Source organism: Dictyobacter aurantiacus (assembly GCF_003967515.1).
Classification (GTDB): domain Bacteria; phylum Chloroflexota; class Ktedonobacteria; order Ktedonobacterales; family Ktedonobacteraceae; genus Dictyobacter; species Dictyobacter aurantiacus.
In genome coordinates this window covers 4367199-4379673 of sequence record NZ_BIFQ01000001.1, presented here as the reverse complement: position 1 = coordinate 4379673, position 12475 = coordinate 4367199, and the positions used below count along the sequence as shown (strand labels likewise).

At 56.8% G+C, this 12475-nt stretch carries 8 protein-coding genes; 3 read left to right on the top strand and 5 right to left on the bottom strand.

Annotated elements, in window-relative coordinates; genetic code table 11:
* Nucleotides 1-25: 25 nt before the first annotated feature.
* The 3 genes from mutL to KTT_RS17600 all read right to left on the bottom strand — a co-directional run bounded on the left by mutL (nucleotide 26) and on the right by KTT_RS17600 (nucleotide 5533).
* Nucleotides 26-1807, bottom strand: coding sequence for a DNA mismatch repair endonuclease MutL (gene mutL / locus KTT_RS17610; protein ID WP_126597235.1), 1782 nt, complete (start codon nucleotides 1805-1807; stop codon nucleotides 26-28).
* On the bottom strand, nucleotides 1807-4512 hold the full coding sequence (gene mutS / locus KTT_RS17605; RefSeq protein ID WP_126597234.1) for a DNA mismatch repair protein MutS: 2706 nt from the start codon (nucleotides 4510-4512) through the stop codon (nucleotides 1807-1809). The genes mutL and mutS overlap by 1 nt, the downstream gene beginning before the upstream one ends.
* 679 nt (nucleotides 4513-5191) lie before the next feature.
* On the bottom strand, nucleotides 5192-5533 hold the full coding sequence (locus tag KTT_RS17600) for an SMR family transporter (protein WP_126597233.1): 342 nt from the start codon (nucleotides 5531-5533) through the stop codon (nucleotides 5192-5194).
* Between the two features lie 275 nt (nucleotides 5534-5808).
* Here KTT_RS17600 and KTT_RS17595 point away from each other — a divergent pair, with 275 nt between their 5' ends.
* Nucleotides 5809-7458, top strand: a complete 1650-nt coding sequence (locus KTT_RS17595) for a mucoidy inhibitor MuiA family protein (RefSeq protein ID WP_160145944.1) — start codon at nucleotides 5809-5811, stop codon at nucleotides 7456-7458.
* 13 nt (nucleotides 7459-7471) lie between these two features.
* On the opposite strand, the gene KTT_RS17590 is transcribed toward KTT_RS17595, so the two are convergent.
* Entirely contained in the window at nucleotides 7472-8521 is a 1050-nt protein-coding gene (locus tag KTT_RS17590) for a homoserine dehydrogenase (protein ID WP_126597231.1), read from the bottom strand.
* A gap of 153 nt (nucleotides 8522-8674) precedes the next feature.
* Between KTT_RS17590 and KTT_RS17585 the strand changes: the two genes are divergently transcribed.
* Nucleotides 8675-9112 carry a YbjQ family protein gene (locus KTT_RS17585; protein ID WP_160145943.1) on the top strand — a complete coding sequence of 146 codons (438 nt, stop codon included), beginning with the start codon at nucleotides 8675-8677 and terminating at the stop codon, nucleotides 9110-9112.
* A gap of 472 nt (nucleotides 9113-9584) precedes the next feature.
* A complete protein-coding gene (locus KTT_RS17580) occupies nucleotides 9585-10769 on the top strand; it encodes an aminotransferase class V-fold PLP-dependent enzyme (protein WP_126597229.1) in 1185 nt (394 codons plus the stop codon).
* A 90-nt stretch (nucleotides 10770-10859) separates the two neighbouring features.
* Here the strand turns inward: KTT_RS17580 and KTT_RS17575 are convergent, their stop codons facing one another.
* Entirely contained in the window at nucleotides 10860-12029 is a 1170-nt protein-coding gene (locus KTT_RS17575) for a carboxylate-amine ligase (RefSeq protein ID WP_126597228.1), read from the bottom strand.
* Between the last annotated feature and the right edge of the window lie 446 nt (nucleotides 12030-12475).

Genomic DNA, 12475 nt, shown 5'->3' with positions numbered 1-12475 from the left:
ATCAATTTTATTCCTCTTTATATTATTACCAGTCGAATTTTTTGATGAGGAAGGTGCGGCTGTAGTGGAGGAGGATGGGGCTGCCGTGGGGGCAGACGGCCGGCGCGGATACGGTGGCCAGGTTTTTGAGCAGGGTACGCTGCTCGCCTGGACCCAGTTCTCGGCCGCGCTTGAGGGCCGAGCGGCAGGCGAGCCCGATCAAGAGATGGTCTTCCCAGTTGGTGCTATCTTCGGCGGCCAGTTCGGCCAGTTCCTGCAGGTGGGGCACCAGTTGCTCGCTCCCCTCGCTGGCCGGGACCGAGCGGATCAGAAAGCTGCGCCCGCCGAAGCGTTCGCATTCGATGCCCAGACCGCGCAGCATGGGCAGACGCTGCTCCAGCAGTTCAGCCTCGTAGCGCTTCATTTCGATAATCACCGGTTCCAGCAGCAGATGGGAATGGATCGCTTCTTCTTCGGGCCTGACACCGCTATAGGTGCTGCGCAGATGCTCGTAGATGATGCGCTCGTGGGCGCGGTGCTGATCGACCATGTAGAGGCTGCCATCGGGGGCCTCGGCCAGGATCACGGCCTGCTGTAGCTGTGCCAGTGGGCGCAGACTGACGATCACCTCCGCCGTGCCCGGTTCAGCGCTTTCAGCGCGGTAGCCCTCAGCGCTTTCGGCAACATGCAGTCCCCGGCGCCGGGGTCCTGGCAGACGCCGCTGCGTCGCCAGCACGGGTCCGGGAAATTGCACAGCCTCCGGCACCACCGGACTGCGCTCCAGCAGGCCTTTGATGGTCTGTGTCACCGCCTCTTTGATCTTTGCCTCCTGCAACAGATGCACCTCGGTCTTGGCAGGGTGGATGTTGACATCCACCTCTTGGGGCGGCACCTCCAGCGCTAACACCAGCAGGGGATGCTTGCCTTTAGGCAGCAGGCTACGATAGCCCTCTTCCAGCGCATCTTGCAGTACACGGGACTGCACCCAGCGTCCGTTGATAAACAGGGTTATATACTGGCGACTCCCCTGCGCCAGCACGCGGTTGCCCAGGTAGCCCCTCAGTCGGTAGTGCTCCTCATCGCTGACATCTATCTCCTGCAGCATCTCCTCCAGCGAGATATGATAGAGCTCGGTCAGGGTGGTGGCCAGGTTGCCGCTGCCGCTGGTCTGGATAGCCGTATGCTCATCCAGAGCCAGGTGGAAGCGCACGGAGGGATAACCGACCGCGTAGCGGCGAATCAGCTGGACGATATGGCCGTTCTCGGTACGGGCCGCCCTGGTGTAGCTGAGACGCGCCGGCACGTTATAGAACAGGTCGGTGACGGTAACGGTGGTGCCATGCGGGCGCGCCCTGCGTCCATGGCCCTGCACCTGTCCCCCGCGCCAGGTATACCAGTAAGCCGGCTGCTCTCCCTCCTCGTCCCGCTCCGTCTCCCAGGCGCGACTCAGGATGGTGACCTCCGCGATGGTTGCGATGCTGGCCAGGGCCTCACCCCGGAAGCCGAGCGTACGCAAACGCTCCAGGTCCTCAAAGGCAGTCAGCTTGCTGGTGGTATGGCGCTCACAGACCGCCGCCAGGTCTTCAGCCGGGATGCCATAGCCATCGTCGCTGACGCGGATCAGGCGCAGTCCTCCCCCGCGCACCTCGACGCGAATATCTTGCGCACCCGCATCCAATGCGTTCTCGACCAGTTCTTTCACCACAGACACCGGCCGCTCAATGACCTCGCCGGCGGCGATGCGCTCGGCCACCGCTGGCGGCAATTCATGCAGGGCCGTGCGTACAAACTCTGGCCGTTGGATCATAAACTCAAATAACTGGCTCATCAATATATTGCATTCTTTTTGTGTCGTTGAAAGAAAGATAAGAGATTCAGGGCATCCAGCGGCGTAATCGCCTGAACATCGATATCGTCAAGCGACGGCGCGCGCTCCCCGCGCTCCACCGCTTCAGCGATCCCACGGGCCGTCTCGGTCTGCCAGTACAGGGCAGGCGCTGGTTCCTCACGATTGGACGCGCTCTGAGGATGATAGTAGCCATTGGACTCGGCCACACAAGTTGCACGTGTTAATGATCGCTGATCAGGCACGATGGTAGCAGTCTGATTGGCTTCGAGTTGAGAGAGCACCGTTTCGGCGCGCTGTACTATCGAAGGTGGCATACCAGCCAGCTTCGCCACGTGCACACCAAAGCTGCGCTCGGCGCAACCGGGCACTACGCGGTGCAGGAAGACGATGCCATTGGGGTCGTCCTCGTTGATAGCGACCGTATAGACGTGCAGGTGTCCTAGTTGCGCGGCCAGGGCCGCCAGCTCATGATAGTGGGTCGCGAACAGGGTACGCGCCCGCACCTCGTCATGGAGATGCTCCACCACGGCGCGCGCGATAGCCAGTCCATCATAGGTGCTGGTGCCGCGCCCAATCTCGTCCAGAATAATCAGGCTATGGCTGGTGGCGTGGTGCAGAATGGTCGCCGTCTCCTCCATCTCCACCATAAACGTGCTCTTGCCGGAGGCGATATCATCCTCGGCACCCACGCGGGTAAAGATGCGGTCCACCAGGCCGATCTGCGCCTTGCGGGCGGGCACAAAGCTGCCGATCTGGGCCAGCAGGGTAATCAGCGCCACCTGGCGCAGATAGGTCGATTTGCCGGCCATGTTGGGTCCCGTCAGCAGCAGAATGCGTTCAGCGCTCGCCGCCTCCAGGTTGGTATCGTTGGGGATAAACACATCACCGTTCAGCGTATACTCCACCACCGGATGGCGGCCACCCACGATCTGCAGGCGCTGCCCCTGCTCCAATGTCGGTCGCACATAACCCTGATGAGCCGCCACCTCGGCCAGGCTCAACAGGACATCGATGCGGGCCACGGCGGCCGCGCTGGTCATCAACCGGGGATAGTAGACCGCGATCTGGCGTAACACATCGGCGTAGATGCTGCGCTCCATCTCCTCGATGCGCTCAACAGCGCTCAGGATCAGCGACTCGTGCTCCTTCAATTCGGGTGTGATAAAGCGCTCGGCGTTGACCAGCGTCTGCTTGCGCATGTAGTCGGAGGGGACCAGCTTGAGGTTAGCGTTGCTGACTTCGATATAGTAACCAAAAACCTTGTTGAAGCCCACCTTGAGAGCCTTGATGCCGGTACGCTGGCGCTCACGCGCCTCCAGCGAGATCATCCAGCGGCGCGAGTCGCGAATCGAGTTAAACAGCTCATCCAGCTCAGCGTGATAGCCGGGACGAATCATACGCCCCTCGTCGCCCTCATCCCCCTCCTCATCGGGCCGCAGCAGCGCCTGATTGATCAAGTCACGCACCTGCGGGCATGGATCGAGGTCTTCAGCGATCTCTAGCAGCAGATCGGATTCGCAGCTCTGCAGGAGATCACGCAGCGTCGGCAACTCGGCCAGGTAGTCGCGCAGGCCCAGCACCTCGTTACGCACGGCCGTCCCCTGCCTGATCCTGCCCGAAACGCGTTCAAGGTCACCCAGTTCCTGCAGAGACATGGTGAAGCGCGTGCGAATAGCCGGGCTTTCATACAGCTCCTCAATGCTCTCCAGGCGGCCATTCAGAATATTTAGATCCAGCAGTGGCTGCGTAAGCGTACGGCGCAGGAGGCGTGCCCCCATCGGGGTAATCGTACGATCCAACACCGCCAGCAGGCTCCCCTGTAGTGTGCCGCTGCGCGTCCCCTGTAACAGCTCAAGGTTGCGCTGGGTATGGGCATCCAATACCATAAACTGATTTGTACTATATGAATGCAAAGCGGTTAGCAGCGAGAGCAGCGAGCCGTTCATCTTCTCCAGGTAGGCCACGATGGCGCCGGCCGCTGCGATGGCCTGCGGCTGGCCCTCGCAGCCATATGACTCCAGGGATTGCACGCCGAACTGGCGGCAGAGGCGCTGATAGGCGGCCTCCTCCTGGTAAAAATACGGGGGGCAATGGGTGATGGTCACGTTGTTGGCGGGGAACTGATAATCCTCTTTAGGGGTCCCCTCGACCAGCAGGCACTCAACCGGGGCCAGGCGTTGCAGTTCGGCGTCCAGGGCCACCGGCAGTTCATCCGGGGCAAACCAGGTGACCATAAATTCGCCAGTACTGACATCTACGGCGGCCAGCGCCGTCTGCACGCGTCCCGTGGCGATGGCGACCAGGTAATTGTTCTGGCGCACCGGCAAGAGATTGGGTTCCGACAGGGTGCCGGCGGTCAGGATGCGCGTCACGGCCCGCTCCACCACGTCGCGTCCCTTGCCAACCTCCCCCACCTGCTCACAGACCACCACTTTATAGCCTCGATGGATCAACTTGCCCACATAGTTCTCCAGGGCATGTTTGGGGATGCCAGCCAGGGGGACGCGCTCCTTGCCCCGGCTATAGGTGCGCGTCGTACGCACAATCTGGAGTTCGCGCGCGGTAATGTAGGCGTCTTCATCAAACGTCTCAAAAAAATCACCCACCTGATACATCAAGATCGCATCGGGGAACTGTTGTTTGAATTCTAGATATTGTTTGCGGGCAGGGCTCAGGGTCGCCATAAAATATACACCTCGACATAACGCAGGTTACAATCAAGTCGCATTGAACATCCGTACATTACCACATTCTCTGTTTTTCTTACTTGGCTTATCAGGCGGATTCATGGATTATTTCCTACCCTGTGATTAGAGTATCTATTCATTTATCTTGATCTGGTTTTCGGTAATCTCTGTAGAGTAGGAGCAGGAGTTTTCGTACAAGTGTTCAATTATGAGCTTGTTTTATTATAACACATATTAATGCTGTTTCGCTCTAGGGTTGAAGCGCTCTCATCCATTTTTGCTGCATCCAAAGTAAAAACACCTGAATTGAGCAATCAGGTGTTTTTATTGTTCATTTATTTCATTTTATCGGGACAAAGATTTCAATCCCTCACGGGTTCCTGTCGCCTTTTAGCCGGCTCTGAGATACTGACTTGCCCTCGCTTCTGGACTGGTTTCAATCCCTCACGGGTTCCTCTGGCCTTTTAGCCTGCGGTACTTCTAGTATAGCCTGTGAAGCGTGTTTACTCAAGGGTTTCTGAGAGGCTCACTACAGAAGGGTTTATAGGCGAAAAAAGAGAGGTTTTTTGGCTGTATTTCGTGTCAACCAGCTTATGGAGTCTTCCGAGAGGCGGAGCTTGGCATCTTCATGATCGCGCCCCTCGTAAATTGTTCAGCTTCTATTTCTATGAATAAACTATTCTATTGAGAGAAATGCAATGGCTGCTATACCCAATACAAGTCCTATCAGTTGATAGCTGGTGACCTTTTCATGATAAAGCAGTACAGCCACGATGACCGCTCCAATGGCAGAGAGGACAGAGAAAAGAACTGCGCCTTTGCCTAATTCTGCACCCGTTCTTAAGCTTATGAGCCAGGCTGCGTTAGCTGCGATAAAACCTACAATTGAAAGGATCGCAAACACGAATTTGCCGCTGATGGCGAATTGTTTAGCCAAGATATCTGCTACTAATTCAAAAGCTACGAGGATTAACAAAAAGTAAAGCCATTTAGGAACTGCTAAGAAGAGTTGTTGCATTATGCCGTCTGAGTCCTTTCTCTTGCTTCTTTTATCCTCTTCTGAAAATTTTGAACGATCGGCGATGGATTGTAATAGTTTAAATTGAGTTCCCAGGCGTTGCTATCTCTGTCATCTGCCATATCATCGACTGAACTTTTTCTGGCAACTAACGTACTTCATAGTGTACATTATCAGAGTACATGAGATGCATCTCATTCCTATTTCTTTGCCTGCAATAAGGGCCTATGGTTGAGGTCCGATTCCATCATATATGGGAAGGAATTATATATATCATGACAGACATTACTGCTCCCATTACGGCTGTCACGGTTTACGCGGATCGCGCGCTGGTAACGCGTAAAGGCAAGGTTACGCTTGAAGCCGGCGAGCACGAGGTCCGTGTCAATAATCTACCTCAGTTTTTGCGGGACTCACTGCGAGCCTCCGGCCATGGACCTCAGGGAACGCGCATCCTTAATGTTGATATTACCACCGCTTTCTATCCCCAGCCACCTGAGGAAGACCTGGCACGCATCCAAACAGAATTGGATGCGCTACAGCATCAACAGAAGCTGCTCCAGGCCCGGCAGGAGGCGCTCAACGATCGGCGTCAGTGGCTGCGCGCACTCGGCGAGCAATCCCGCGATTTCGCGCGCGGGCTGGCCCAGGGACAGATGAAGCCGCAGGATTGCTCAGATTTCTTTAGCTTTATGTCGGCTCAGGCCACCCAGGATGCCGAGGCCGCGCTACAGCTCCAGGCACAGATCCAGCAGGTTCAATCCCAGATCGATGCCAGGCAGCGGGAGTATTATCAGCGCCAGGGCGATGAGATCTCCAGTGATCGCCAGGCGGCTCTGATCACGGTTGAACTGGCCAGCGCCGGCGAGCTAGAACTGGAGATCTCCTACCTGGTGCGCAACGCTTCCTGGTATCCACAATACGATATCCGTGTGCATATTGATGGGCAACAACCCAGGGGTACGGTCGAGCTCACCTATATTGGTATGGTACAGCAATCTACCGGTGAGAACTGGGACCACATAGAACTGGCGCTGTCCACGGCCCGTCCCAGCCAGGCGGCGATCCTGCCAGAATTACAGCCCTGGTACCTCAAAGAATACAACCCACCACCACCACGCCCCCTGGCCGTTCCCATGGCGGCACCTATGTCCGCCACCGCGTATGGCGCACATCCTACGGGTATGCTGCGATCGCGGGTGGCGGCTCCCGGCGGGAGCTTCGCCCTGGAAGAGGATGAGATAGAGCCACCGGCGCCGGCGCCGGTCGAGGCGGAGATCGCGACCGCCACCGTCGAACGCAGTGGAACCGCTCTGGTCTTCCGCGTCGGTCGCTCGGTCGATATTCCGTCCGACAATTCGCCGCACAAGACGACGATCGCCCGCGATGACCTGCCCTGTGAGTTTGACTACGTCAGCGCGCCAGCCCTGGAGACCAACGCCCATATGCGCGCCACCGTCGTCAACTCTACCGAGCGCATCCTGCTGGACGGCCAGGCCAGCATCTTCCTGGATGCCGAATACGTCGGCACCACCAGACTGGACTTCACCGCGGCACGCGAGGAGTTCAAGATCTTCCTGGGCATCGATGATAGCCTGAAGATCAAGCGCGAACCCATCGAGCGCGCGGTTGACAAGGGGAATCTACTGCAGGGCGATATCCGGCGCAGCACGTATGCCTATCGTATCAGCGTCCATAACTACGCGACGGCGCCCCGCAAAGTAGTGATTAAAGATCATATCCCCGTGCCACAACACGAGCGCATCAAGGTCAGGGTGCAGAGCATCACGCCTCAGCCGGCCGAGCGCACCCGGCTGGAACTGCTCACCTGGGAACAGGTTCTACCGGCCAACGGCGAGTACACCATCGAGTATCGCTTCGTGGTCGAGCATCCGCAGGGTCTGCGCGTCGTTGGCCTGCCCTGACCTGAAACATCGCTCAACCGCGCTGTTCTGATTGAACGGCGCGAATAAAATCGGCCAGTACATCGTAGGCCGTCACCGCCGGGCCCAGGGGTCCGGCGGGACCATAGTCTGGCACATCCAATGTAATCGTCAGGCCCGGCAGGGTATCAAGCTCAAAGTGGGCCAGCATCGAGCCTGCCGTTACCGCGGCCAGTGGATCGGGTGGCGACAGGCGTTGCGGCTTCACAAAGGCCCTGATCCCCTCCCCAATCTTCTCGATCTGGGCCACCAGTTTATACGGTGTACCAGCGGCACGCGCGGCCCGTATCTGCTCCGCATCCAGATGGCGAATTCCCTCCACCTCTATGTTTGCCAGCGGCGTAGGAGTATCCATCAGCACCGTCGCGATGGCGCTCACCTTGACGGCAGCATCCCAGCCATCGACGTCGGCCGAAGGATCGGTCTCGGCGATGCCCAGTTCCTGCGCGGTCTGGATAGCCTGCTCCAGGCTCTTTCCCCGCTCAATCTCTTCGAGGATAACGTTGCTGGTCGAGTTGACCACGCCACGGAAGCGAATGATATTGGAAGCCGGCAGGCTGCTGGCAAAGAGCGAGAAGATGGGTGCGCCGCCCATTACGGTAGCCTCAAACAGGAAGCTGCGCCGCTGTCGCCGCGCCAGCGCCTGTAGCTCGCGATAGCCATGCACCACGGTCCCCTTGTTGGCCGTAATCGCGTGGGCACCATGCTCCAGCGCGGCCCTGATATGCTCAATAGCGGGCTGGCCTGTGTCCACATTCAACGAAGTCAATTCAAACAGCACATCGGCTCTGGCGGCGGACAGCCAGTCTCGCACATCATCACCAGAAGCAACTGTCGTTAGCAGTTCAAACTGCCCGGCCAGCAAAGCGGACACATCGAGTCCGTCTGGATTGGCCAGCCAGCCCAGGCGCCGGGTCGCCACACCGGTGAGGCGCCACTCGATCTGATAGCGCTCACGCAGCTCAGCGGTCTTCTCCTGCAATAAGATTAATAGCGCGCGTCCCACGTTGCCAAAGCCAAGCAGGCAGAGGTTATAAGTCTTCATAAAACTCCTATTGGAAATATCCATACTACGTGCGTTTATTCTAACATAGCGATTGATACATGGTACACTAGAAGCATGAAAAATGCACCTCTGCAGTTCTTTACTGGAAGAACGCGGATGTATTGTTTTTTAGAGAAAGCGAGAGAAACACGCATGAATGGACCTCGTCACGCCATGGAAGTAAAACCGGGTTATCGTGGGCGCGCCTTCACCTCCGACCTCAGCGGACAGGAGTTCTGGCTGGTGGTCGATAAAGGCTTCCAGCCGCTGGGATTGGTGATTGGCAACTGCATCTATTCGATGGGAGCGGTGCGCAACTGGCTGGTCGGCATCAAGGGCAATTTTCAGGGCGAGCTCAAAGAATATTCCGAGCTGATGTACCAGGCCCGCGAGCTAGCCATCAGTCGCATGCAGTTTGAGGCCGATCAACTGGGCGCCGATGGCGTAATCGGAGCGGATATTAAGGTTGAATTCATGCACAACAACGAGTGGATGGAGGTTACCGCCATCGGCACCGCCGTGCGCTATGTGGGCGCCGGCCCCAACCTGCCGCCCACCAACCAGGGGCGCGTCGTCATCCCCACCAATTAAATTCCCAGGGAAACAAGAAGAGGTTCGGGGGCATTCGCGAACGTACCCATAATACGAAAACGTATCCCTGTAGGCGGCATAGCACTACGACCTATTAAATAAGGCACGCACTCATATATGCAGTAGTGCGTGCCTTGTGCATGCCGCCCTGTTCACGTACGATCCGTTCGCTTCCATATGGTATTAAATAACGTTTTTAAGGGACGTTTCATATGCCAGCAAGCGGCATGCACAAGGCACGGCTTGCTGCATATACGTGAATGAACGGATCATAGCGGCCGCAAGCCTATGCCGCCTACGGAGGGGGCATTTTCGCGTATGGTAACGTGATAACACCCCCCTACATTATGCAAAGCCATGGCTACTGTTTTTTTGCTATACGAATAGACAATGATAGATATTATGAAGAGATTGGCTGGTTCCATGGCGGGGCTGGTCTGCTACAATAGCAAGTAAAAATGAGGAGTAGGCTATGCCTTTATTTGATGTTGAGCGGGCGCGACAGGAGACGCCGGGAAGCCAGCATGTGCTGCATCTGAATAACGCGGGTTCGTCGTTGATGCCGCAGCCGGTGCTGGAGGCGACGGTTGCTCATCTGCAACTGGAGGCGCAGATCGGCGGCTATGAGGCGGTGGAGCGGCAGCAGGAGGTGCTGGAGCATGCGTATGATGCCGCGGCGGCGCTGATTAACTGTACGCGCGATGAGATCGCGTTTGTGGAGAATGCGACCCGTGCCTGGGACGCCGCCTTCTATTCAATCCCATTCAAAGCCGGTGATCGTATTTTGACCTCGATGGCGGAATATGCCAGTAACTATATCGCGTATCTGCAGGTGGCGCGCAAGACCGGGGCCGTGGTCGAGGCGATTCCAGATGATCAATATGGACAGGTTTCGATCGAGGCGCTACGCAACATGCTGGACGAGCGGGTGAAGCTGATCTCGATCACCCATGTGCCAACCAGTGGCGGCCTGGTCAATCCAGTAGCCGAGATCGGCAAGGTGGCACGCGAGGCAGGTATCCTCTACCTGGTTGACGCCTGCCAGTCGGTGGGACAGATGCCGATCGACGTGCAGAAGATCGGCTGCGACATGCTGTCTACAACGGGTCGCAAGTACCTGCGCGGTCCACGCGGCACCGGCTTTCTGTATGTGCGGCGTGAACTGATCGAGCAGCTTGAACCGGTCTTCCTTGATCTGCACGCGGCGACCTGGGTAAGCAAGGATCGCTATGAGATGCGCTCGGACGCGCGCCGCTTCGAGAACTGGGAGACCAACTACGCGGGCAAGATCGGTCTGGCACGGGCCATTGATTACGCTCTCGACTGGGGCATCGACAACATCTGGCGGCGCGTCAAGGAGCTTGGCTATAACCTGCGCACACAGCTCAGTCCCATTCCTGGCGTCATTGTGCGCGATCGCGGCATTACTCAGTGCGGGATCGTCACTTTTACGGTTGAGGGGGTCGAACCGGAGGAGATCAAGCGGCGGCTGGCGCAACAGCAGATCAATGTGTCGGTGGCCGTGCAGAGCTCGACGCGGCTAGACCTGGAAGCCCGTGGTCTGACCACGATGGTGCGCGCGTCCGTGCACTATTACAACACCCAGGAGGAGTTGACGCGCTTCAGCGCGGCGATCGCCCAGCTCGCCGATTTTTAAGCCGGGGCAAGCCCGGCACCTACATACGGGACGAGACATCGTGCATAGGCCCCGGCATCTTTCGAGGATGCCGGGGCATTATTAACGGCCTCAAATGGAGGATTCGTAGGGTTTGAAGCGAATGAATTTGTCGTAGAGCATGGCGTCGTCCGGCTGCACGCCCTGCATGGTCTGTTCCATCAGAAAGTGGCTGACCTTGTCGGGATCATTGGTTTGCTGGAAAATCTCCATCTGGCGATCGGCTCCGGTGCCACGTGGATCATCCAGCAAGGCGCGAATGTAGTCCATCTCGCGGCGGCTACCCAGTTCATCGACGACATCATCAACAAGGTCTAGCAACTCGCGGAAGGAGTCGCGCATGCTGGCCCTGCGCCTATTGGTGAAGTCAACCACCTCGGCGTCCAGGCCATAGCGCATGGCGCGCCACTTGTTCTCATCGATGTAGTCGCGCGAGAGGACGGGAACCTTTTCGCCCTTTTCGTTCATTTTGACAAGTTTGGCAATCAGAGCCTGGCAGAGCGCGGCCAGTGACAGCGTATCTTCGATCGTCGCCGGCATGTCACTGATGCGAAACTCGATGGTGTCGAAAAACGGATGGGGGCGGATGTCCCACCAGATCTTCTTGCCGTTGTCGATGCATTCCATCTCAACCAGATCGTTGACGAAGCGATCAAAGTGTTCAAGATTGTGAAAGATGTCCGGCGTACCACTGCGCGGGAAGCGCTTCCAGACCACGGAGCGATAGGATTTAATACCGGTCATGCGCCCATTCCAGAACGGTGAGTTCGAGGAGAGCGCCAGGATATGCGGTAACCAGGTGCGTACCTGGTTCATGACCTGGATCGCCTGCTCCTTCGAGTCCACAGAGACATGGACGTGCAGGCCAAAGATCAGGATCGAGCGGGCCACGTCCTGATATTCCTCCTCCAGCTCTATATAGCGTTCATGGGGAGTTGGTTTCTGCTCATGCCAGGAGGAGCTAGGATGGGTGCCGGCGCTGATCAGGGCCAGGTTCTCTTTTTGCAGGATGCGCGCCAGCAGCGCGCGCGAGGTGTACAGCTCCATGCGCGCCGCGCCAATATCCGGTAGAATGGGTGAGACAAATTCCAGCACAGATTGCAGCATCTCCGGTTTGATCTGCTCTTCGAAGATGGGAGCCCCTTTATCGAGAATACTCTGGGCGCGCGAGGCCAGCTTGCCGGTTTTCGCATCAACCAGCTGGAATTCCTCCTCGATCCCGAGCATAAAACGTTGTGCCATATGCCAACCTCCATCAAAATCCGTGTCTGATTCTAAAATCGTTACTCTACTATTCACGATCACGATGATAGTTGAGATCCAATCTTGCGGCAACTATTTTATAGAATGTATACAACATAGCGTCAAAATATGGACTCAGTGCATGGATCTGACCCTCCCTATTGCTTCACGGCCCATGTTATAATACAGCATAATACCTATAGATCGAGGAAGATCATATCCAGCTAATTTATAGCAGGCCCCAACCAGAAACACTTGTCTGCTATCCAGCTATCCCATATAGGTTATACAATACCGGGTCTTCATGCATAAAACCTGGTCGGGTTTTATAGTAGACAGCGCAGGAGCTATCTTCATTTCATGCATGCGCGAAGGCGCCTGATTCCAGCAAAAACGTATTTTATATATGTATCATATACTAGCTTATCCCAGAAGTTCGGAGGGAA

Bases quoted from the DNA above. Each gene is read 5' to 3' on its own strand.
- mutL (WP_126597235.1), bottom strand. From the start codon at position 1,807: ATGAGCCAGTTATTTGAGTTTATGATCCAACGGCCAGAGTTTGTACGC.
- mutS (WP_126597234.1), bottom strand. From the start codon at position 4,512: ATGGCGACCCTGAGCCCTGCCCGCAAACAATATCTAGAATTCAAACAA.
- KTT_RS17600 (WP_126597233.1), bottom strand. From the start codon at position 5,533: ATGCAACAACTCTTCTTAGCAGTTCCTAAATGGCTTTACTTTTTGTTA.
- KTT_RS17595 (WP_160145944.1), top strand. From the start codon at position 5,809: ATGACAGACATTACTGCTCCCATTACGGCTGTCACGGTTTACGCGGAT.
- KTT_RS17590 (WP_126597231.1), bottom strand. From the start codon at position 8,521: ATGAAGACTTATAACCTCTGCCTGCTTGGCTTTGGCAACGTGGGACGC.
- KTT_RS17585 (WP_160145943.1), top strand. From the start codon at position 8,675: ATGAATGGACCTCGTCACGCCATGGAAGTAAAACCGGGTTATCGTGGG.
- KTT_RS17580 (WP_126597229.1), top strand. From the start codon at position 9,585: ATGCCTTTATTTGATGTTGAGCGGGCGCGACAGGAGACGCCGGGAAGC.
- KTT_RS17575 (WP_126597228.1), bottom strand. From the start codon at position 12,029: ATGGCACAACGTTTTATGCTCGGGATCGAGGAGGAATTCCAGCTGGTT.